Source organism: Mesorhizobium sp. P2_A8 (assembly GCF_056404935.1).
In genome coordinates, this window is sequence record NZ_JBFUDB010000005.1 from 78062 (window position 1) to 100943 (window position 22882).

The 22882-nt window shown below is 64.2% G+C and carries 19 protein-coding genes; 7 read left to right on the top strand and 12 right to left on the bottom strand.

All coding sequences use genetic code 11. The annotated features are described in order from the left end of the window. Positions 1-8: 8 nt before the first annotated feature. The 5 genes from AC1D10_RS15675 to AC1D10_RS15695 all read left to right on the top strand — a co-directional run bounded on the left by AC1D10_RS15675 (position 9) and on the right by AC1D10_RS15695 (position 5139). Positions 9-1505 carry a sugar ABC transporter ATP-binding protein gene (locus tag AC1D10_RS15675; protein WP_477273257.1) on the top strand — a complete coding sequence of 499 codons (1497 nt, stop codon included), beginning with the start codon at positions 9-11 and terminating at the stop codon, positions 1503-1505. Between the two features lie 18 nt (positions 1506-1523). Beyond that, on the top strand, positions 1524-2579 hold the full coding sequence (locus tag AC1D10_RS15680) for an ABC transporter permease (protein WP_379092613.1): 1056 nt from the start codon (positions 1524-1526) through the stop codon (positions 2577-2579). 28 nt (positions 2580-2607) lie between these two features. After that, entirely contained in the window at positions 2608-3543 is a 936-nt protein-coding gene (locus tag AC1D10_RS15685) for an SMP-30/gluconolactonase/LRE family protein (RefSeq protein ID WP_477273260.1), read from the top strand. A gap of 67 nt (positions 3544-3610) precedes the next feature. Then, positions 3611-4726 carry an ABC transporter substrate-binding protein gene (locus AC1D10_RS15690; RefSeq protein WP_477273262.1) on the top strand — a complete coding sequence of 372 codons (1116 nt, stop codon included), beginning with the start codon at positions 3611-3613 and terminating at the stop codon, positions 4724-4726. An 80-nt stretch (positions 4727-4806) separates the two neighbouring features. Further along, a complete protein-coding gene (locus AC1D10_RS15695) occupies positions 4807-5139 on the top strand; it encodes a hypothetical protein (protein WP_477273264.1) in 333 nt (110 codons plus the stop codon). A gap of 104 nt (positions 5140-5243) precedes the next feature. On the opposite strand, the gene AC1D10_RS15700 is transcribed toward AC1D10_RS15695, so the two are convergent. Continuing rightward, a complete protein-coding gene (locus AC1D10_RS15700) occupies positions 5244-6578 on the bottom strand; it encodes a four-carbon acid sugar kinase family protein (protein WP_477273266.1) in 1335 nt (444 codons plus the stop codon). A gap of 4 nt (positions 6579-6582) precedes the next feature. Beyond that, a complete protein-coding gene (oiaX, locus tag AC1D10_RS15705) occupies positions 6583-7833 on the bottom strand; it encodes a 3-oxo-isoapionate-4-phosphate decarboxylase OiaX (protein WP_477273268.1) in 1251 nt (416 codons plus the stop codon). A gap of 185 nt (positions 7834-8018) precedes the next feature. Between oiaX and AC1D10_RS15710 the strand changes: the two genes are divergently transcribed. Next, positions 8019-8732, top strand: a complete 714-nt coding sequence (locus AC1D10_RS15710; RefSeq protein WP_477273270.1) for a transcriptional regulator NanR — start codon at positions 8019-8021, stop codon at positions 8730-8732. Between the two features lie 4 nt (positions 8733-8736). Here the strand turns inward: AC1D10_RS15710 and apnL are convergent, their stop codons facing one another. From apnL to AC1D10_RS15760, 10 genes are all read right to left on the bottom strand, one after another. Beyond that, a complete protein-coding gene (gene apnL / locus AC1D10_RS15715; RefSeq protein ID WP_477273272.1) occupies positions 8737-10575 on the bottom strand; it encodes a D-apionate lactonase in 1839 nt (612 codons plus the stop codon). Next, a complete protein-coding gene (locus AC1D10_RS15720) occupies positions 10572-11606 on the bottom strand; it encodes a Gfo/Idh/MocA family protein (protein WP_477273274.1) in 1035 nt (344 codons plus the stop codon). Before AC1D10_RS15720 ends, apnL begins: the two co-directional genes overlap by 4 nt. Before the next feature lie 2 nt (positions 11607-11608). Continuing rightward, the gene (locus AC1D10_RS15725; RefSeq protein ID WP_477273276.1) at positions 11609-12673 is read right to left on the bottom strand and encodes an ABC transporter permease; all 1065 of its coding nucleotides are present in this window, start codon (positions 12671-12673) and stop codon (positions 11609-11611) included. Further along, positions 12666-14222 (bottom strand): sugar ABC transporter ATP-binding protein, encoded by a 1557-nt coding sequence (locus tag AC1D10_RS15730; RefSeq protein ID WP_477273278.1) that lies wholly within the window; start codon positions 14220-14222, stop codon positions 12666-12668. Before AC1D10_RS15730 ends, AC1D10_RS15725 begins: the two co-directional genes overlap by 8 nt. Then, on the bottom strand, positions 14219-14863 hold the full coding sequence (locus AC1D10_RS15735) for a DUF2291 family protein (RefSeq protein WP_477273280.1): 645 nt from the start codon (positions 14861-14863) through the stop codon (positions 14219-14221). The genes AC1D10_RS15730 and AC1D10_RS15735 overlap by 4 nt, the downstream gene beginning before the upstream one ends. A 95-nt stretch (positions 14864-14958) precedes the next feature. Next, positions 14959-15900 (bottom strand): substrate-binding domain-containing protein, encoded by a 942-nt coding sequence (locus AC1D10_RS15740; RefSeq protein WP_477273282.1) that lies wholly within the window; start codon positions 15898-15900, stop codon positions 14959-14961. Positions 15901-16237: 337 nt separating this feature from the next. After that, complete coding sequence (locus tag AC1D10_RS15745; protein ID WP_477273284.1) at positions 16238-17065, bottom strand: phosphogluconate dehydrogenase C-terminal domain-containing protein; 828 nt, start codon at positions 17063-17065, stop codon at positions 16238-16240. A gap of 111 nt (positions 17066-17176) precedes the next feature. Then, positions 17177-18202, bottom strand: a complete 1026-nt coding sequence (locus AC1D10_RS15750) for an ABC transporter permease (RefSeq protein WP_477273286.1) — start codon at positions 18200-18202, stop codon at positions 17177-17179. After that, entirely contained in the window at positions 18199-20682 is a 2484-nt protein-coding gene (locus AC1D10_RS15755) for an ATP-binding cassette domain-containing protein (RefSeq protein ID WP_477273288.1), read from the bottom strand. Before AC1D10_RS15755 ends, AC1D10_RS15750 begins: the two co-directional genes overlap by 4 nt. Positions 20683-20750: 68 nt before the next feature. Then, positions 20751-21773 (bottom strand): substrate-binding domain-containing protein, encoded by a 1023-nt coding sequence (locus AC1D10_RS15760; protein ID WP_477273290.1) that lies wholly within the window; start codon positions 21771-21773, stop codon positions 20751-20753. Between the two features lie 245 nt (positions 21774-22018). Here AC1D10_RS15760 and AC1D10_RS15765 point away from each other — a divergent pair, with 245 nt between their 5' ends. Continuing rightward, positions 22019-22852, top strand: a complete 834-nt coding sequence (locus AC1D10_RS15765) for a PA3715 family protein (RefSeq protein ID WP_477273292.1) — start codon at positions 22019-22021, stop codon at positions 22850-22852. The last annotated feature ends 30 nt before the right edge of the window (positions 22853-22882 follow it).

Genomic DNA, 22882 nt, shown 5'->3' on the forward strand with positions numbered 1-22882 from the left:
AACGCTCTGTGCCTGAGGAAAAACTGATCGAGTTCAAGTCGATTACGAAGGAGTTCGGCGGCACCCGTGCGCTCTCCGACGTGACGCTCGATCTGCACAAGGGCGAGATCCTGGCTCTGCTCGGCGAGAATGGCGCCGGCAAGTCAACGCTGATCAAGACGCTTGCCGGCATCTACAGGCCGGATGGCGGCAGCATCCTGTTTCGCGGCGAGCCCTATCATCATCGCCCGCCGCAGCCGAACCAGCGCCAGTCCGTCGCTTTCATTCACCAGGATCTTGGCCTGATCGAATGGATGACGGTTGGCGAGAATGTCGGCCTCGCTCAAGGGTTTTCGCTTCGCTCGGGCCTCATCGACTGGCGATCGACCGAGGCGAGGGCGCATGAGGCGCTGAAGCTGGTCGGCTGTGATTTTGACCCGACGACGCGTGTCCAGGATCTGACGCGCACCGAAAAATCGCTGGTCGCCATCGCCCGCGCTTTGGCCACCGAGGCCGATGTGCTTGTGCTCGACGAGCCGACCGCCAGCCTGCCTGCCGATGAGGTCGAGCGTCTGTTCGACGCAATCCGCCCGCTCAAGCAGCGCGGCGTCGGCATGATCTATGTCTCGCATCGGCTCGACGAGATATTCCGCATCGCCGACCGCGTCGCCGTGCTGCGCGACGGCAGGCTGGTGGGCCAGAAGAAGGTCGCCGATACCAGGCCGGACGAGCTGGTTGAGATGATCGTCGGCCGTCCGGTCAGCCAGGTCTTCACCAAAGCCGAGACTCAGGCCGGCGAGACGGTTTGCTCTGTCCGTGACCTGGTCTGCGCCGGCGCCGGGCCGGTGTCGTTCGACGTGCGCAAGGGCGAACTGCTCGGGCTGGTCGGCCTGCGCGGCGCCGGACAGGAACTGGTCGGCCGGGCGCTGTTCGGCTGTCAGACATTTTCCGGCTCGGTGGCGATCAATGGCGTTACGCCTGACCTGTCGAGCCCGATAGCGGCGATGTCGTCCGGTGTTGGGCTGATCGCCCGCGACCGGACCGAAGAGTCGATCGCGGCCTCCTTGTCGATCCGGGAGAACAGCTTCCTCAATCCCGGCGCCGGCAAGCGCGGCCTGTTCTCCTTCCTGGCGCCACACAAGGAGGCTGCCCTTGCGCAAGTGATCGGGGGCTCGGTCGGGCTGCGCCCCAACGATCCGAACCTGCCGATCGAGGCGTTGTCCGGCGGCAATCAGCAAAAAGTGGTTGTCGGGCGCTGGCTCCATACCGGCCGCACATTGCTGATCGCCGAAGATCCGACCGCCGGCGTCGATGTCGGCGCCAAGGCCGAGATCTACCGGCTGATCGGCCGCGCCCTCGAAGCCGGTCTCGCCGTCGTCGTGGTGTCGACCGATTTCGAGGAGATCGCCCATATCTGCCATCGCGCCTTGGTGTTCTCGCGGGGATGCATTGTTCGCGAACTCACCGGCAACGACCTGAACACATCCGCCGTGATCACCGCGGCATCGGCTTCCGAAGCCGCCTGACCTTTCCGGAGCAAAGCCATGCAATCGATCGAATCCAGCGCACTCGAACCGACCCGCGGCGAAATGGCGGGCTTGCCGCTGGGGCAGAAGATCATCCGGCTGTTGCCGGTCTACGGCCTGGTGATTCTCACCGTATTGCTGATCCTGTTGTTTTCGATCCTGCTGCCGAACACGTTTCCGACGCTGCTCAACCTGCGCTCGATCATCTCCGACAAGGCGATCATCGCGCTGTTGTCGCTGGCGGCGATGATTCCGATGGCGTCGGGTCGCATCGACCTCACCGTCGGCTACGGCATCGTGCTGTGGCACATCCTGGCCATCAGCCTGCAGACCATGTTCGGAATTCCGTGGCCGCTGGCGGTGATGATCGTGCTGCTTCTCGGCGCGGCAACCGGCTTCCTCAACGGCCTGCTGGTCGAAGTCGCCCGCATCGACTCTTTCATCGCCACGCTCGGCACCGGCACCGTGCTCTATGCGCTGGCGCTTTGGCACACTGGCGGCCGGCAGGTGGTCGGCGTGCTGCCCAATGGCTTCTACGCGCTGAATGGCACGATGGTGTTCGGGCTGCCGATCACCGGCCTCTACGTGCTCGCGATCGCCGTCGCCCTGTGGATCATCCTCGAATATCTGCCGATCGGCCGCTACGTCTATGCCATCGGCGCCAACCCGAAGGCCGCGGCGCTGAACGGCATTCCGGTGCGCCGCTTCGTTATCGGCGCCTTCGTCTCCTCGGGTTTCCTGACGGCGCTGACAGGTGTGCTGCTGGCCTCCAAGCTGCGCATCGGCCAGGCCAGTGTGGGGCTGGAATATCTTCTGCCGGCTCTCGTCGGCGCCTTTCTCGGCTCGACCACCATCAAGCCCGGACGCGTCAATGTCTGGGGCACGATGACTGGCGTCATCATCCTGGCGGTCGGCATTTCCGGCATTCAGCAGTTCGGCGGCTCGTTCTTCGTCGAGCCTCTGTTCAACGGCGTGACGCTGCTCGTTGCCATCGGCATTGCCGGCTACGCCCAGCGCAAGCGCGGCGCGGCCCACAGGGCCAAGACCAAGACTGTTACGCAATCCTCGAAGTGACCAGCCGAGACACCCCGGGGATCATGACATGAGCGAATACGAAATTCTGGACGACCGGTTTCGAAAGCTGACGATCGGGCATGCCAAGCTCGAACGGCTGTGGACCGGCAGCCGTTGGGCGGAAGGACCGGTGTACGTCCCGGCCGCAAGGCATTTGCTGTGGTCGGACATCCCCAACGATCGGCTGCTGCGCTACGACGAAGGCGACGGTTCCGTGAGCGTCTTCGAGACCCATTGCAACAACCAGAATGGCCACACGCTCGACCGCGAAGGCCGCGTCGTTGCCTGCGAGCATGGCGGGCGCCGTGTCTCCCGGCTCGATCATGACGGACGCTGGCAGACGCTTGTCGAAACCGTTGCGGGCAAGCGGTTCAATTCACCCAATGACGTGGTGGTCAGATCCGACGGCACGATCTGGTTCACCGACCCGGTTTACGGCATCGAAAGCCACTACGAGGGCAAGATCGCCAGAGCGGAGATCGGCGGCTCCCATGTCTACCGGTTCGACGAGGTTTCGGGCGCGGTGAGCGCCATCATCACCGATATGGTGCAGCCGAACGGCCTGGCTTTCTCGCCTGACGAGACGATCCTCTATGTCTCGGACAGTGGCGCCAGCCATGTGCCCGGCCTGCCGCGCGCGATCAGGGCTTATGACCTTGCCGCCGACGGCCGGTCGGCGCGTGCACGCGGCATCTTTGCCGAATGCGGGGCAGGCCTGTTCGATGGCTTCCGCGTCGATCGCGACGGCAACATCTGGGCCTCCAGCGCCGACTCGGTGCGCGTCCACGCTCCGGACGGAACTCTGATTGGGCGGATCCTGGTTCCCGAGCTCGTTTCCAATGTCTGTTTCGGCGGACCCAAGCGCAACCGCCTCTACATCACCGCGCAGACATCCCTCTACGCCATCTACGTCAACGCACATCCGGCCGGCGTAGGCCCTGTGGCGGGCGATATCAGCCAGTGACACGACGCCAACGAAAGCCGAGTTCGAAAAGACCACGCAATTTCTTGAAACCAAGGGAGGTACCAACATGCAACGCAGAACATTCCTGAAATCATCCGTCGCCTTGATGGCGATGGCCATCGCCGCACCGGCTCTGTTCGCCGGGCAGGCACGGGCGGACGCGATGGCCGACGCCATGGCGGTCGTCGAAAAATATGCGCAGAAGGTTACCGCCTGGGATGGTCCGACCACCGGTCCCAAGGCGCAGCAAGGCAAGACGATCGTCGTGCTTGCCGGCGACCTCAAGAACGGCGGCATTCTGGGCGTCACCAACGGCGTCGAGGAAGCGGCCAAGGCGATCGGCTGGGAGGTCAAGGTGATCGACGGCGCCGGTTCGATTGGTGGCCGCACCGCTGCCTTCGGCCAGGCCATGGCGCTGAAGCCGAATGGTATCGTCATCAACGGCTTTGACGCGGTCGAGCAGGCGCCGGCGCTGGAACAGGCGAAGGCCGCGGGTATACCGTTGGTCTCCTGGCATGCCGGACCGGTGATCGGGCCCGACGAGAAGAGCGGCGTGTTCGCCAACGTGTCGACCGACGCCATGCAAGTCTCCACGGCCGCGGCCGACTGGGCCTATGCCGATGCCAAGGGCAAGCCCGGCGTCGTCATCTTCACCGATTCGACCTACGCCATTGCCATCGCCAAGGCCGACAAGATGAAGGCGGAGATCGAGCGGCTGGGCGGCAAGGTGCTCGAATATGTCGACACGCCGATCGCCGAGACCTCGCAGCGCATGCCGCAGCTCACCACTTCGCTCTTGCAGAAATACGGCGATGCCTGGACGCATTCGCTGGCGATCAACGACCTCTATTTCGACTTCATGGGACCCTCGCTTGCCGCCGCCGGCAAGGCCGGCACCGACGCGCCGATCAATGTTGCCGCCGGCGACGGTTCGGAATCGGCCTATCAGCGCATTCGCGCCGGCCAGTTCCAGAAGGTAACGGTCGCCGAACCGCTCAACTTGCAGGGCTGGCAATTGGTCGACGAGCTGAACCGCGCCATCGCCGGTGAAAAATGGTCGGGCTATTTGTCGCCGCTGCATGTGGTGACGGCCGACAATGTCGAGTTCGACGGTGGGCCGAAGAACACGTTCGACCCCGACAATGGCTACCGCGACGCATACAAGAAGATCTGGGGCAAGTAGGCATCCACCGGCGCGGGCGCATCATGCAATGCGCCCGCTCTGCCGGGCCCCTTCCACGCAGAACATCAGGACCCATCGCCATGATCATCCGCTATGCCCTCTTCGAAGGTGAGATTCACGCTGGACGCGAGGGCGAGTTCCGGCGCTTCGTCAGGGAACGGCTGGTGCCGCTGTGGACGCAGTTTCCCGGAGCCGAGGAAGTGCGCGTCCTCGACGGCACAGCGCGAGACGAGGGCGCACCAGTCTATGCCATGGCGCTCGCCATCCGCTATCCGGACATGGACAGCTGCAACCGGGCGCTTCAATCCGAGGTGAGATTTCAGAGCCGCGACGTCACCCGCGAACTGCTCGAAATGTTCACCGGCCGCGTGCATCACCACGTTTTCGAGGCCAACGAATACGCGCCTGCCTGAACGCAACTTCAAAGCAGCTGGCGAGCGGCGATCAGAGAAGTCTTTTCCCAGCCTCAATGCTTACCATGATGGTTCCGGCACACGAGAAGCCGATAAAATCATGGTCAACCACTGAGGCCATCACGGATGGCACAAAAATAGCGGTCGGTTCCGACCTGTCCGCCCTTCAGGGCAACCTCCAGCCCATCGACCGTCGCGACCCGCGAATGGGCGACGCATAGCGGTGAGCCGGGCGACGCCGGCAGCGGCATGCGCACGGTGAGCGCGTCGATGCCCATCTGGCCGAGTGCGTGGCTCGAGGTGTCGCCGCCGGCGATGACCACGCGCCGCAGTTTCTGTTCGATCGTCAGCGCGCGAAGCAGCTCGCCGAGGCCGCGGCCAAGCTTATGGCGGGCACCTTCCTGCCGGTCGATTTCGGCTCCTCTGTCGGCGGTGGGGCCAAGCGCGGTGTAGAGGATGACGCTGCGCCCGGCTTGCAGGCTGGCGCGGCCGCTTGCCGCCGCACCCGCGATCGCCAGCTCCGAAGCCTCCGATACCAGTTCGACAGGATCGACCTCGATGCCGTCGAAACCCTCGGACAGGGCATGGCGGATCTGTCGTTCGGTGGTCGGCGAGCAACTGCCCGACACGACCGCGATCCGTTCGGCGGCGCCCGGCAGCGTGAAGCCTGGTCCAGCGCTGACGATGTCATTCGACGCCCATTCGGCCAGCAACGCATACTCGACCCCGGACGAGCCGACGACGAACGAACCGCCTGGCTTGCGGACGCGCCAGATCTCCTTGCCGGCCAGAGCCTGCGTTTCCAGATTGTCGACATCAACAAGCACGATAGCGGTGCCGTTTCCGGTCAGGCGATCGAATGCAGCCGATCGTGACGCGGACTGCAGCGTCGCCAGGTCGACCAGCCCGGAGCTCAGCGCCGTCTGCCGTGACAGATGGATCAGCAGGTCGGATTCATCCATCGGCGTCGTTGGGTGACGGCTCATCACCGGATGGCGGTCGATGCGGAAATATTGATCGCGATAGGCCGCGAAGAGATGGCCGAAGGCGGTGTAGCGCTTGAGCTGCGGTGCGCCGACCAGGAGCGGCACGCTGTCCTGCCCGAATACCGAGCGGCCGATCTCGATCGCCCGGCCTACGCTGCCTATCGTCGGGCTGGAATCGAAGGTCGAACAGACCTTGTAGTGGCAGATTGCGGCATTCAGCGCCTTCAGCCAGGCGAAGGCGCCGCGCAAATGCGTGTCCATCCACTGTGGCGTCTCGCTGCGGCTGGTGCCGGCCAGACCGATCGCCTGGCAATGCGCAAATCGCGAGAGCAAGGCCTCGTTCGGCTGGCGCATGAACAGCACCGTCGGCACGCCGCCAAGTTCGAGCGCCTCCATGACATCGGTCGAACCGGTGAGGTCGTCGCCATAGTAGCTGAGAAGCAGGTTCTGCATGACTTCAAGCCGCCTTGCCGTCACCGAATTTTTCGATCGATCGCGCCAGTTCGGAATGATTCAGGGCAAAGTCGGCCAGCGGAGTGCCGTCGACGGCCGCTTGCCAGGCTTGCTGCACGGCGCGCACGCCGGCGCCCGGCCCGTCCGGATGGCTGACGATGCCGCCGCCGCAGAGATAGAGAAGATCGACCGTCCGCCCGGTTCGCTGGTAGGTTTCGGGCGCCTGCCCGCCCCACTGGCCGGAGCCGGCGACCGGCAGGGCGCAATCATCAGGCGAAAAGATCGGCGTGGTCACCGCCTTGAAGGACTCGACGAAGGATGCATCCGGCTCCCAATATTTCGAAGCAATGCCGTTGATCTGGAACTGGTCGACGCCGAGCAGCCGCCAGAATTGCTGCCAGACCTTGAAATCCATGCCGAGGCCGGGATGGCGGGTGAGGATGTCCCAGCCATTGCGATGGGCGTGCAGCACCAGGCTGGAGCGTTTTCTCAGGAACGCCATGCCGCCAAAGCCGATCGAATTGATGTTGACCACCGCGCAATTGCCGCCGGCCTTCGCCACCAGATCGTGGTTGCGAATCATCTCGTCCGGGTCGGCGTGCGAGATGCCGAAGGCATACATCACCTTCTTGCCAGTCTTCTGCTCGTGGTCGAGGATGAGTGGCATGATCGCCTTCACCCGTTCCGCCAGGGGCGAATAGGCCGGGCTCATCAGCTTCTCGTCGTCCTTGATGAAGTCGACGCCGGCGGCGACCAGCTCGCCCACCATCGCCGCCGTCTCGTGCGGTCTCAGCCCAAGCGCCGGCTTGACGATGGTGCCGATGATCGGCCGGTCCCCGACCCCGGTCAGCCTGCGGCTGCCGGCGACGCCGAACTGTGGTCCCGGATGCGCTTCGCGATATTCTTCCGGCAGTTTCATGTCGACGACGCGGATGCCCGACAGGCCCTTGATCGAATAGGTGCCGCCGATGGCGATGGTCATCAGCGCTGCAAGGTCTGTGCCGATGGCATCGAAAGGAAACGCGATGTCGACATCGGCGCGCTTGAACGGTCCATCGCCGGCTTCCGGAATGGAGGGCCGCTCGGCGTCGGGCAGGGGCCGTATCGCCAGCACGCGCGCCGCCACCCTGGCCTTCAGCTCCTCGGTCTCGCCGGGCAGCGCGACGAAGGTGCCGGTCGACTGGTCGCTGGCGATCTTGGCGGCCAGTGCCTCGATGCTTTCAGAGGTTTCGATGCGATAGGTGAGGGTGATCATGGTTCGCTGTCTCAAGCCCTAGCCTTCGAAAAAGGTTCACCGGTGCTCGAAATCTGGTATAATGAGTACATAAGTATTGCAAGACATATCCGGCTGGAAGTTTTGGGCGGGTCGACCGACGGCAATTTCCGGGAATTCTAGCGGCAGTGTTAGATAGGGCCGGGTCAAGGGAGTGATTCGCGACGATGAACCGTTCGGAACCGATTGTCCGGCGCAAGCTTTCCGACGAGGTCTTCTTGCGGCTGAAGCGGCTGATCACCAGCGGCGAATTGATGCCGGGCGACGACATGCCCTCGGAGCGCGAGTTGATGGAGCGTTTCGAGGTCGGCCGGCCGGCGATCCGCGAGGCGATGCAGGCACTGAGCAATATGGGGCTGGTGGCGATCTCGCATGGCGAGCGCGCCAAGGTGCTGCAACTGACCGCCAAGTCGATCATCAAACAGGTCGACGGCGCGGCCAAGATCATCCTGTCGTCATCGAAGGACACGCTGGAGCATCTCAAGACCGCGCGCATCTTCTTCGAGCGCGGCATGGTCAGGGAAGCAGCCGAAAAGGCTACCGCCGAGGATGTGCAGCGGCTCAGGGCCACTGTTGCCGAACAGCGCAGCTTTCGCGGCGACTCCGAAGCCTTCATCTCGGCCGACATGAAGTTCCACACCCAGATCGCGGCGATCTCCGGCAACCCGATCTATTTCGCCGTCAGCGAGGCGATGCTCGGCTGGCTGAAGGAATATCACACCGAAATGCTGATCTGGACCGGCAAGGAAAAGTTCACGCTGACCGAGCACGAGGAGATCATCGGGCGCATCGAGAAGAAGGATGCGGACGGCGCCGAGAAGGCGATGATCAAGCATCTCGAGCGCTCGCGCGCCCTCTATGTGATGAATTCCGAAAAGTGACGGTTCAGCCGATCCGGACGATCGCGTAAGGCGTCATCATGAACTGGTCTTGGCAAAGCGCTGAAAAGTCGACCGGTACGTCGTTCGCTGTCAGGTTCGTCAGCCACGCCACGGTGTGGCCCGAGGCGGAGCGGCCGGCCAGCGCCAGCACCTTGGTCTCATCGCTCGTCCTTGCCGCCACATGTGCGAGACCGGCCATTTCGCAAAGCCCCTTGATAGCCCTGTAGATCGGCCGGGGTGTTCCTTCTGCGACGGCTTCTCCAGATGACGCCAGCACGCCGAACGGCCCTGTGAAACCGGAGAGGGTGAGCATCTCCAGTCCGGTCGGTGCGACGCGTGCGGCATAGCCGATCGTCCATGCGGCGCCGAACAGGCCGGCGTGGCGCGGATCACGATCGGCCATCGCGATACGCTGTCCGCTTGGATTGGGCTTGGTTGCGCCGCCATAGGGGTTCTGGCGCATGGGGATCGTCGACGGGCCGATGCGGTAGGGCTTTGCCCCGAAGATCGCCCGCGTCGATTGGGTGATGAACGGCAGCGCCTCGAGCGATTGCATGATGCTGAGATCGTCGGCGGCATGCACGATCGGGCAGGTGCAATGGGTGATGAAGTCGAGCCGGTCGGCGGGAACGCGTTTGCGGTTGAGCTCGGTGAAATAGCTGAACATGCCGCCACCGAGGCGGATGTCGGGGAAGGCAAGGCGGGCGGCGGCATAGACCTCTTCGAGAGGCGGGCATTCCGGCCATGCGCTGCCCGGCGGCGTCGACTGCCGGTCGACCGAAGGCGAGACGGCAATGGCCGAGAGTTTTAGCCCTGCCTGGCGCACCATGACGGCGACGGCTGAAAGTTCGGCGTCGAGATCGCCCACGCCGGCAACCACGCATTCAAGCGTCGTCTGGGCTGGGTAGGCTGCCGCGAGCCGGGCAAAGGAGCGCAAGGCGTCGAGCCCATGGCCCCGCGTTGGATCGTAGTGGAGGATCAGTTGTTGCGGGCCAAGCGCCGACAGCGTCGACAGCCGTGCCAGTGCCGTCTCGACCTCATCGGGATAGATGATGACGCCGATATCCGGCAGCTTCGGTCCGGCTTCGCCGAGTTCGATGCGGATCGGCTCGGCGGTTGCAGCGGCAGCCGGCATGCTGTCGTTGCCGGTGATGCGCAGGCTGATCGTCTGGCGATTGGGCTGACCGGCCGGCAGCATATAGGGCCACGGCAAAGCGAGCGGCCGCACGTAGGTCTTGTAGGAGGCGTCGGACCAGTTGCGCTGGTCTTCCATTTCGAACACGTCGCCTTCCATCCGGCATTCCGCACTGACGCCGGGCCGGACCTCATGGGTGATGGCGCGCAGATCCTTAAACGGCTGCCAGGGGTCGATCAGCAGTGGAAGCTTTGTCGCCACCACGCTGCCATCGGTGTGTTCGAGCGACACCGGGCTGCCGGCGAGTCCGGCGATCGGATGCAGAATGCAGAAGCCGCAGCGGTTGGTTTCGAAATCGCTCTCGGGCAACGCACTGACGTCGAAGACCAGATGGCCATCGGCGGAGCCTTTGATGGTGGCGCGGAAGCCGAGCCGGCTTGCGTCCGGCCCGGTGCAGCTTGCCGAATAGCTGATCGAGAAAGTGCCTGCGCCCTGGTCAATGACAAGGTTGGTCAGTTCCAGCTCGTAGGTGCCCCAGTCGCGATCGCGGACGATGTAGGCGATGGCCCGCAGCACTTCGGTGCCGCCATGGCGGATGGTGCGCAGATTGCCGTTGACGAAGTCGGCGCTAAGCAGGCCGGCACTCAGCCTCACCGGCTCGACCTCGACGGCACGCGTACCATGGAGGAGGAAGGCGTCGGCGGTCATTTCAGCAAGGCGTCGAGCTGCACCGGCTCGCGGCTTGCGGCACCTGCATAGGCGGCCTCGACCAGTGCGAAGGTCTTGAGGTTGTCGGTGCCCGAGGTGGCGGGCTCGGTACCCGTCGTCAGGCAGTCGACCCAGTGCTGCTGGATGGCGACCACGCTTTCCTGGATGTTGTGCCAGGGACGCGATGCCCAGGAGAGCAGCGGCGGCGAGACGTCGCTGACCGTTGTGCCGCTCTTGCCGGTGACCGTAAGCTGGTATCCCTGTGCCAGCCGGATCGTGCCATCGCTGCCGTCGATCTCGATCAGCGTTTCGGGAAACGGCTCCACGGCGAGCTTGCTCGCATAGCTGCAGTCGACCACCGACGTGGCGCCGCTGGCATGGTCCATCAGCATCGTCGCCACGTCCTCGCCGGCGATCGCCTGGTTGATGCGAGCCGTCCTCGCGGTGATCGTCGACACGTCGCCCAGCAGGAAGCGGGCGATGTCGAGGATGTGGATGCCGAGATCCTCGATGATGAAGCGCTTTCCGGTCGCCAGATAGGGCTGCCCGGAAAACACGTCATAGGCGGAGCGGAAGGAGATTCGGCCGAAGAAGGGTGTTCCGATCTCGCCCCTGTCGATCACCGCGCGCACCGCCTGGATCGGCGACTGCCAGCGAAAATTCTCATGCACCATCAGCGGCACGCCGGCGTCGGCACAAGCCTTCACCATCGCCTTGGCGTCGGCTAGTGTCGGTCCGAACGGCTTTTGGCAGATCGCCGGAACGCGGTGCCGCGCCGCCATCTCGACAAGCGGGCGATGGCTGGGTGCTGTGGTGGCGATATCGACGAAGTCCAGCGTTTCGCCTTCGAACAAAGCGGCCGCATCGCCATAGCGTTTCGCAATACCGAACTGGTCGCCGACGATCTGCAGCCGTTCCGGGTCGCGGTCGCAGATGGCGACGATCGAGGCTCCGGCGATGTCGCGCCAGCCATGCATCTGGTTGACGGCAAAGAAGCCGCAGCCGATCAGCGCTCCACGCAACTCCGCCATGCTCAGCCCGCCTTCGCCATCTGCATCAACGTCACGCGGCTCTGCAGGCGGCGCTGCGCCTGGTCGACGACGACTGCGACGATGATGACCAGGCCCTTGATCACCATCTGCCAGAACGAACTCACACCCATCATCACCAACCCGTCCGAAAGAATGCCGATGACGAAGGCGCCGACGATGGTACCGCCGATCGTGCCACGGCCGCCCGACATCGAGGTGCCACCGAGCACCGCTGCTGCGATGGCGTTCAGCTCAAAACTTTCGCCCGTTGCCGGATGCGAGGCCATCAGCTCGGATGAGATGATCAGGCCGACGATTGCTGCGCAGAAACCGGAGAACATGTAGACGAACATCTTCACCATGTTGACACGGACGCCGGAAATTCGCGACGCCCGTTCATTGCCGCCGACGGCAAAGATGTGGCGGCCGAGCGGCGTGTATTTGGCGAGATAGGCCGCCGCCAGTGCAACCACGATCAGGATCCAGATCGCGACCGGCAGGCCGAGCAGGCGGCCGGCGCCGAGGAAGCCGAACCCGGTGGTGCCGAGCTCCGGCTTGCCGACGAGGTTGGGAAAGGTGCGGCCATCCGACGACAGCAGCGCCAGGCCTCGCGCGACATAGAGCACGCCGAGCGTGGCGATGAACGGCGCGACGTTCAGCCTGGTGATCAGCAATCCGTTGACCGCGCCGATCAGGATGCCGACCGCCAGCGTGATCAGGGTGATCTCGAAGACGTTGAAATAGATCGTATAGCCGATCTGCAGGTCGATGCCGTTGAGCACGAGATAGCCGGCCACCATGCCGCACAGGCCGACAATCGAGCCGACCGACAGGTCGATACCGCCGGTGATGATGACGAAGGTCATGCCCATGGCGAGGAAGGCGTTGAGCGCCACATGCTTCGACATCAGGATCAGGTTGGCGGTCGACAGGAAGTTCGGCGCCGCGATCGAGAAGAAGACGAGCACGGCGATCAGCGCGATGAAGGTCCTCGCCTTCATCAGCGTCAACAGCACCGAGCCGCCGGAAGCGGAGGGGGCAGCCGCCTTGGCCGGAATGTCAGTCATGGGCGATTGTCTCCGTATGCGGGGCCGGTCCGTGGCCAAGCGCCGAGGCAGCGACGAGTGCCGCCTCCGTCGCCTCGGCGCGATCGAACATGCCGGTCAGTTTTCCGTTGCTCATCACCGCGATCCGGTCGGACAGCGCCATCACCTCGTCGAGATCGGAGGTGGCGAAGAGAATCCCCAGTCCGTCGCGTGATAGTTTGCGCATGGTGCGGAAGACGTCGGCCTTGGCGCCGACATCGATGCCGCGGCTGGGCTCATCCATCAGCAGCACCTTCGGCCCGGTGAGCAGCGCCTTGCCTATCACCACCTTCTGCTGGTTGCCGCCAGACAGGGACGAGACTTCCTGGGCCGGGTCGGCGACCTTGATCGCCAGCTCGCGCACCATTTGCGTCACCGCCTGCTTCTCCTCGGTGCCACGGATGTGGAACAGGCGCACGAAGCGCGACAGGCTGGCCAGCGTCAGGTTGCTGGCAACCGAAAGGATCGAGACCAGCCCCTCGCGCTGGCGGTCTTCGGGGATCAGCGCCAGGCCGCGCCGGATGCGCCGTGTCGTGTCGCGCTCCTTGACCTGTTTGCCGGCGATGAAGATCGTTCCGGTGGCCTGGCTATGGCGACCCATGATGCAATCGAACAACTCGCTGCGCCCGGCCCCCATCAGGCCGTAGATGCCCAAGATCTCGCCGGCGCGCAGCGACAGCGAGACATGGTCGACGGCAAGCCCGCCGGTGGCGCGCGGCAGGCAGATGTCCTCGGCGCGGAATATCTCTTCTCCGGGAAGATGGCCGTCGGCCTTGGCGAAGTCCTTGGCGTCGGAGCCGATCATCTGCCGCACGATCCACTGCGTGTCGACATTTTTCATTTCTTCCTGGCCGGTGATGCGGCCGTCGCGCAGCACGGTGATGTAGTCGCCGATGCGGATCAACTCCTCGAGCCGATGCGAGATGTAGACGATCGCCACGCCGCGTGCCTTGAGGTCGGCAATCACCTTGAACAGGATCTCGACCTCCGCCGCGCTCAGTGCCGACGTCGGCTCGTCCATGATCAGGATGCGCGCGTCGAGCGAAACCGCCTTGGCGATCTCGACCAGCTGCTGCTGGCCGATGCGCAGGTCTTCGACCAGCATGTCCGGGCGGATACCGGCTTCCAGCCGCTCGAGGAATTGCGCCGCGCGGCGCTCCTGTTGCTTACGGTCGATCTTGCCGAGACGGTTGGTAATTTCGCGGGTGGCGAAAATGTTCTCGGCGATGCTCATGTTGCCGAACAGGTTCAGCTCCTGGAACACCATGCCGATGCCGCGGTTCACAGCATCCGCGGATGACGAGAAGGAAACCTCTTCACCCTCCAGCAGGATACGGCCGGCAGTCGGCTGCTCGACACCGGCGATGATCTTCATCAGCGTCGATTTGCCGGCGCCGTTTTCGCCGACCAGCACATTGACCGCGCCCTTGCGCACCTCGAAATTGGCGCGCTTGACCGCGACGGTGCCGGAATAGACCTTGGAGACGTCCTCCAGCTTCAGGATGACATCGCGCTCCGCGGGCGTGCTCATGGCTTCGGCCCGATCTCTGCCTCCGCCGGCGTCACCAGCGGCAGATCCTGGCCGCTGCCCAGCGTATAGGCGCCCAGCACCTTGGCGCTGCGGCCTTCGAGTGCTTCGCGCGGCAGCTTGGACAGCATCGTCTTGTCGGCGTAACTGTTGAACGCCTTGCCGAACTGGGCGAAGTCGATCTGATTGGTGAAGTCGTTGAACTGGATGAAGTCCAGGCTGTCGCGCAGCGCGGTACCGCGCACCGCCGGTCCGATCTGCACCCGCGCATCGGCCTTGCCGTCGCCGTCGACATCGACGTCGACCGTCGCCGCGCGCGATTGCGTATTTGCCGCGACGATCTTGCCTTCCAGGCGAACCGCGAAGGTCCAGGGCGAATTCGCCTGCTTGTTCGGATTGCCATATTTGGCGCCGGCAGCCGCCGGGTCGGCTTTCGCCAGGGTGTGAACCTCAGCAAACGGTCCGGCCTTCTGCTGGAGATAGGGCACGACCTTCGCCGCCCACATCTCATCGACCATCTTGGCCGGATTGAAGGCGGGAGCATTGCCGCTGTCTGCCGATTTCGTCGGCAGAATCTTGCAGGCGGTCAGGCTGATGCCGATCATCGCGGCGAGGATCGGCCAGTTCGGCTTGTTGTTCAGCATGGCGGTCTGTTGTTCAGCATGATGGTCGGCCCATGGAAAATGGCGGCGAGGGACGAACCCGGGGTTCGCCCCTCGCTATTCCATCCCACGCGGGCTCAGTTCGTCAGCGCGAAGGTCTCCAGCTTGGCGGCATTGTCGCCATTGACCAGAACGCAGTCCATCAGCTGCTTTTCCTTGGCCGGCGACTTCTTGTTCTTGATGTAGTCGTTGGCCTGCTCGACCGCCATTTGCGCCTGCGCAAAGGCCGGCTGCAGGACAGTCGCCTTGATGCCGCCGGAGCTGATGGAGTCGCGCACGTCATTCGATCCGTCGAAGCCGACGACGATGACGTCCTTGCGGTTCGCGGCGGCAAGCGCCGCATAGGCGCCCATTGCCATCGTGTCGTTGCCGGAGATCACCCCCTTGATGTCGGGGTTGGCCTGCAGGATCGATTCCATCTTGGAATAGGCTTCCGTCTGGCTCCAGTTCGCCGACTGCTGGGCAACCAACTTCAAGTCCGGATAGTCGTCGATTACGTCGTGATAACCCTTGGAGCGAATGCCGGCATTGGTGTCGGATTCCTTGCCGACCAGTTCGACGAAATTGCCCTTCTCGCCCATCAGCTTGACGAATTCCTGTGCGCCGAGCTGGGCCCCCTGGTAATTGTTGGAGACGATCTGCGCGACGGCGACGCCGGTGGCGTTGATCTCGCGATCGATCAGGAAGGACGGAACGCCTGCGTCCTTGGCCTTCTGCACGGCGGCGACGGTGGCGTCGGCGCCGGCATTGTCGAGGATGATCGCCTTGGCGCCGCGGCCGATCGCGGTGTCGATCAGCTCGGACTGCTTGTTGGCGTCGTCGTCATGGACGAGCACCAGGGCCTCGTAGCCGAGCTCCTTTGCCTTGGCTTCGGCGCCGACGGCTTCCGCCTTGAAGAACGGATTGTCGTGCGAAGGCGTGATGATGGCGATGAGATCCGCCGCATAGGCGGGCGCTGCGGTGCCGAGCGCCAGCACGCCGGCGAAAGCCGCAAGCGTCATTCTGCGTGTGAGTTTCATGAAGTCCTCCCATTTGAAAATTGCCTTGATCGACCAAGGCCTCTGTCTGCATCCGAATTCGTCAGGCAGCGCGGGCCGCGGACCGTTTCGGGCTAAAAGCCGTTTTGCCGGCTTGCCCTCGACGGATCGTTGCTCCCCCAGCCGTCCTCCACTCGTCCAGGCTTCGAACTCCCTGCGAAACCTTATCGATCCGAGCCATGAACAGCTAAGCCAACTGGTATGATGAGTCAATCACAAATTCAGATGATATGTACCTGATGAGCGGCAAAAGCCGAGCGTCGGCAATGGTGCGCCGGCGCATCGAAGCACTCCGGGCCAGCGCCTGTGTTGGCCTCTTTCAGGTGATGCGCTGAATGCTGGCGGCGATCTCGTCCGGCTCGAACACGCGTTTCCAGTCGTCACGCATCAGCACCGGCTTGCCGAATTCGATCGCCTTGTTGCAGGCGTCCGAGAAAACGCCCTTGGTCTCTCCGAAGATGACGGCGCCCAGCACGTTCATATGACCGAGCAGGAAGTCGAGCGCCGCCTGCTTGTCGACGCCGCGTGCCACGACCTCATCGACGGCTTCCTTCATGACCACCAACAGCGAGGCGCACACCGTCTCCGAAAGGCCGGGCTCCAGCAGCGCCATCTGTTCGACCGTGACGCGGTGCGAGCGCATTACCGGCGCCCAGATGATTTTCGCGATCGCCTCGCCCTTGGCGTAATCCTCTTCAGGTCCCTGCATCAGGGCGCTGACCATATGCTGCTTGGCTTTGACGCCGCCGAAATAGTCCTTCTTGGCCGCCATGTCGGTCTCGTCGTTGAAGATCGGCGGATGGCAGGGATGGGTGACGAAATAGGTCAGGTCCGGCCGCTTCGGCAGATGACCGGCGAATGGGGCGGCGGCGTCGAGCACCACCACCATCGTGCCTGGGGCGAGCTTGCTCTCGATGCTGGAAGCCACCTTGCCGATATGCGTGTCCGGAACGGCCAGGATCACCACATCGGCGCCCTTGAGCGCCTCGTCGGCGCTGACCGTATCGAAGCCCAGCCCGGTCTTCAGCCGTTCGCGGCCGGCATCACTAACCTCGACATGACGTATCGTGTAGGGCGATCCGCGAAAATTGGTGGATAGGCGGTAACCCATTTTTCCGCCGGCACCGAACAGCGCAATCGTTGTCATCTGGTCACTACTCCTGATCTCCACCGACGGCATCGTCCGTCGTCAACTTATCAACTGGTATAATCACGCTACCAGATTTTGGCAATCCGATAATGGTGAATGCGGTGCACGTCATGACTGCTGTCCGCCCGTCGGGACGGTGGCAGCGTCGTCGTTGCCGGAGGGATCGGCAGCTGATCGCCGCACCATCGCCTGCCGTCCGGCAAGGGCGAGCACGAAGATGACGACGATGCCTTGCACGATGTCCTGGACGCCCGGCGGCAGGCCGATGATCTGCATGGTCGTGACGATCAGGATGAGCAGGATGCTGGCGAAAAGGGTGCCGAGCGCGGTCGCCGAGCCGCCAAAGATCAGTGTTCCGCCGAGCACCACCGCGGCAATCGACTGCAACAGATAGGGCTGGCCCATTTCGAGGAAGGCGCCGCCGATATAGGCGCCCAGCAGCAGCCCGTCGAGCGACGCCAGCACCGACGAGATGATGAACGCGGATGCGATCACCGGGCCGTTCCTGATGCCTGCGAGCCGCGCGGCAGTGCGGTTCTGGCCGACCGCCGACAAAAGCTGCCCGAACACCGTGTAGCGCAGCACGAAGGACGCCGCCGCCACGCCGAGGATGGCGATGATGGCCATGACAGGCACGCCGACAACGCGCCCGGATGCCAGGTATTTCAGCGCCGGGCTGACGGCGAAGCCCGCTATCGCCCGGTTCGACAGCAGCGTCGCGGTCGCCAGCACGTAGCCGGTCGCCAGTGTCGCGATGATGGCCGGTATGCCCAGCCCGACGACCAGCAACGAATTCAGCACGCCGATGGCAAGGCCGAGCAGGATCGCGGCGGCGACGCCGATGGCGAGATTGGCATCCTGGCCCTTGATGGTGAGCAGCGCGACGAAGGCGCTGAGTGTGATCACCGAGGCAACCGAGAGGTCGATGTTGCCGCGCCCGGTCGTCACCACGAACATCTGGCCGATGCCGACCACCGTCAGGAAGGACGCCGACAGTATGATCCCCGAGAGGCTGGACAGGCTGAAGCGGTTGGTGACCACCGACAGCACCAGCCACAACAGCAGCACGCCGATCGCCGCCCAGATCCAGCGGTTCCTCTGCGCCCAGAGGCTGAAGGCGATCAGGGCGTTCATTGTTCGCCCCTGCGGTCGGCGGTCAGGCTGCGCAGCGTCAGCAGTGCGATCAGGATCAGGCCTTGTGTCGCGGCGTTGAAATCGCTGCTGACATTCAGCGTGCCGAGAAGGGCGCCGATCAGCGACAGCGTTACCGCACCGGCGACGGCGCCGACCGGCGAAATGATGCCGCCGAGAAGCGAGCAGCCGCCCATCACCACGGCGGCGACGCTGAGCAGGGTGAACGAGTTACCCGAATTGATGTCGCTCGCCGTATTGATCGCCGTCAGCGACAGGCCGGCGGCGGCCACAAACAGCCCGGCGATGAGATAGCGCACCAGCGCATAGCGCGTCGGCGACCAGCCGGAGCGCATCATCGCGGTTGGATTGTTGCCGAAGCCGCGCAGCACCACGCCGAGCGGCAGCCGGTCGATGACGAAGACGATCAGCGCGACGGCGGCGATGAGGATGACGGAGGTCGGCACCATGCCGAGCGACCAGTTGAAGAGCGCCGACAGCCATTCCGGGCTGGCGCCGCCGGGCGTCGGCTGCAGCGCATAGCCCAGCCCGACCCAGATGAAGGAGGCACCGAGGGTGACGACGATGGCCGGGATCTTGCGTGCCTGGATCAGCCCGCCAAGCCCCGCATAGGCAGCGAGCGCCGCCCCCAGCGCCAACGCGCCGAGCCACGGCTGGTCATAGAGCAGCGTGGCACTGAGAACGCTGACGAGGCCGGCGAAGGCGCCGACGCCGAGGTCGATCTCGCTGCCGCCGACGATGAACATCTGTGCCGCAGTCACCAGCACCAGCGACAGCGCCGGCATCAGCAGCAGGTCGAGGCCGAAGATGGAGGCGACGGCGGGATTGGCCGAGATCATCACGGCGAGCACTGCTGCAAGGCCGATGAACGGCGCCGCATTCACCAGCCTGCGGCTAAGCCCGGCCGTCGCGGCATCCTTCTGCCCGGCGCCGGCAAGCTTGTCCGCCGGCTGCACGAAAGAGGCGGCGACAACGGCCGATTCGGTGATTGCGTCGCCCGTCAGCTCTCTGACGATCCGCCCGCCGGCAAAGACCAGCACGCGGTCGCAGGCCAGTAGTTCGGCCTCCTCGGTCGTATGCCAGACCAGTGCGCGTCCGCTGCGCGCAATCTCGTTGCACAGCCGGTAGAAATCCTGCTTGGTGGCGATATCCACGCCTCGCGTCGGGTCGTCGAGCAGGATGATCGGGGTGTCGGCAACCAGCGCCCGGGCGACCAGGGCCTTTTGCTGGTTGCCGCCGCTGAGCTCGGTGATGTTGGACTGGAAGCGACTGTCGTCCAGCCGCAGCCGGCCGGCGGCATCGGCGGCCGTCTCGCGGTTGGCGCGGTCGGAAACCAGGCTGAGCACCGGCCGGCGGGCAAGTGCACCGATGCTGATGTTTCCCAGCACGCTCCACAGCGGGAACACGCCTTCCTTTTGCCGGTCTCCGGCGATGAATCCGGCTTGCGCATGTCTCGTGACCGCCGCGTTTTGCTTGCGGTCGGGGCTGAAGATCGCATGCAGCAGCTCCTTCTGGCCGCTGCCTTCGAGGCCGGCCAGGCCGACGATTTCGCTGCGCACGATATCGATGTCGCGGCCGAGTTCGCCCGTCAGCGGTCCGGAGAGCCGCACCAGCACGTCCTGGGCGGAAGCTGCGGTGACGGCGTGCTGATGCACCGGATTGGCATCGCCGCCCATCAGCTGCACCAACTTGCCGATCGAGGCGTCCGCGACATGGCCCTGCCATGCCGTGCGTCCGTTGCGCAGCACCACGATCTCGCTGGCGATGTCGATGATCTCCTGCAGCTTGTGGCTGATGAAGATGAAGGCTAGCCCGGCCTTCGCCCGCTCGCGGATGAAGGCTCTGAGCTGTTTGGAGCGGTCGAGATCGAGCGACGAGGTCGGCTCGTCGAGCACGATCAGCCTGACGCCGGGCGTCGCGGCGGCGCGGGCGATCTCGACCATCTGCCGTTCGGCGATGGAGAGGTGACCGACCTCGGCGCCGGCATCGATGCCGTTGCCGGGAAAGACGGCGTCGAGCGCCTCGCGGGCGCGGGCCCGATAGAGCGCCCGCCAGCCGGGCCGGTTTGACGCGTCGCCAGGGATTTCCAGAAAGAAGTTCTCGGCGATCGAGAGGTTGCCGCAGAGCGACAACTCCTGATGCACCATGCGGATGCCGCGTCGCTGCGCTTCGCCGGTGCCGTAGTCGGCGAACCCGATCTCTTCGCCGGCAAAAGAGATGGAGCCGAGCGTCGGCCACATCGCGCCGCACAGGATGCGCATCAGCGTCGATTTTCCGGCGCCATTGCCGCCGACCAGTCCGATCACGTCGCCGGCAGCGACCGAGAGGTCGATCCCGGCATTGGCGAGCGTCGGTCCAAAGCTCTTGGTTATCCCGGTGAGCGAGACGACGCTTTGCCGGATAGGGGCCGGCCGCGCCGTGGAGACGGCACTGTCCTGTTCGGCAACGGCAAGCTGGGACATTCGTCCTCCGATTCTTCGAGATCGGGCGCGGCTGTCCGCTGCGCCCGATCGAGGGGGGAGCCGTCCTGTTATTTGCTCAGCAGGTTCTGCTTTACCCAGTCCAGCGAGTAGCTCGGGCTGATGATCTGGCCGCCCGGCAGCTTGGCGTACTCCTTGAGGTTGCCGGCGTCGACCGTCGCCACCGGCATGATCATCAGCTTGGGCGCCTTGGCGCCCTTCAGCAGCGACAGGCCAAGCCAGAAGGCGGCGCCGCCGATGCCCGGCGTGGTGTTCATCGACACGGTCTGGTAGCCATTCTTGGCATTCTCGTCGGCCCACCATTTGACGAAGTCGGTGCCGCCGCCACCCTCGATGACCGGCATCTTGCCCTGATAATCGCCGCCATACTGGACGAAGGCCTGTGCGATGCCGACGTCGTCGCTGCCGCCCTGGCCGAGCACGGCGTCTACATGCGGCAGCGAGGGCAGCACATTGGCGATCGCCGCCTGCGCTACCGAAGCGGTCGCCTGGCCATAGACGGTCGCAACCACCTTGATGTCAGGGTATTTCGCCAGCACCGACTGCTGCGCATTGAACATGTCGTTGTCTGGCGCCGAGCCTTTCACGCCGCGCACCTGGATGACGTTGCCCTTGCCGCCGAGCATCTTGAAGACCGCCTCGGCCTGGGTCGCCTTGTAGCCCTTGAAGTCAAAATTGAGCTGGTAGTTGCAGGGCGCCGAGGCCACGGAATCGAAAGAGATGACGATGATGCCGGCTTTGCAGGCTTTTTCGATGATGCCATTGACCGCGGTTTCCGAGGCGGCGTCGACGGCGAGCACATCGACCTTCTTGAGGATCAGCTCGGCGATCTGGCTGTTTTGCTGCGCGACCGAACCATCGCCGTTCATGACGATGTAATCGGCGATCTGTCCGGCGGCCTTGGCTTCCTTGGCCGAGGCTTCGAACGCTTCCACCATCTGATGGCGCCAGGTGTTGCCGTAATAGGCGTTGGCGAGAGCGATGACCGGCGCATCCGAGGACGCCATTGCCGGCATTGCGGTAGCGCCCACCATTACGGCGCCGGCGAGCGCCGCCACAGTTGCAAATCTCATGGTATTTCCTCCCAAAAACACGATCGGCTTTGCTGCCACACACGAGCACAGCGTAACCTTTGGGGCACGCTATGTCAGGTACATATTATACCAGCATACCAAATAGGCAAGATATCAGCATACCAAACAGGCAGGTGCTCGCGATGGCATTCGGTGGGCCCTGGGTGAGCCTGCACACCTGTGCGCCGCCAGCGATCTCGCGTAGACAGTCCTGGCGAAATCCGGCCCTGCAACGCGAGAAATCGATGCGCATACTGCTGCATACCCTCTTCCTCGGCCTCGCCGTCGCCGGTCCGTCGCCCGCCTGGACCGCGGCCGGCGATTGCGGCGATGTTGTCGCCCTCGTGCAGCAGGCCTATCCCAAGGCTCGGAAGAGCAGCGACGGCGCCGCCTTGACGCTCGAACCCCATATCAGCATCCCGCTGACGCTTCCGGACGGCGAAACGCCATTTGGCCTGGTCTGCAAGACCTGGCCTGCCCATGACGGCCTGCTGCTGGTCGCAGTGCCGCTGATCGACAGCGTCAAATCCAGCGACGGCGGGCATGTCGGTGATATCGAGCTTCTGGTTGTCGACAGGAAGAGCCGGCAGGTGCGCCAGCGCCTGCTCCAGCCCGGGCTAGCGAACGATGACGCCATCGCCATCCGCAAGATCGAATTCGATACCGGCCGCTACACGCTGTCGCCAGCTGTCACCGCCTTCGGCCTGCGCATCGAATTGGCAACCCATTCGCAGGCCACTCCCTTCGCCGAAACCGGCCTGCGGCTCTATGCCCTCGCCGGCGATACCCTGCGGTTGGTGCTCGGCGGCCTTGCCGTGGCCGGCAATGGCGGCGAGGGCGACGCCAATTGCGCCGGGTCCTTTCATACCAGCCAGGTCAGCCTGGCGATGAGCTCGGCGAGCCATCATGGCTACCATGACATCATCGCGGTCGAGCGGGCGGACACCGACAATCCCTTGCCCGACAAGAATGGCGAGTGCCAGTCCCATCCCGGCAAGTCCGTGAAGCGGACTTACCGGTTGCGCTATGACGGCAGCCGCTATCCGGTTCCGGCGGCGCTCAAGGCAATGGAGCCGTGAGAACGCCGCTCGCGTCCCTGCCGCAGAGGT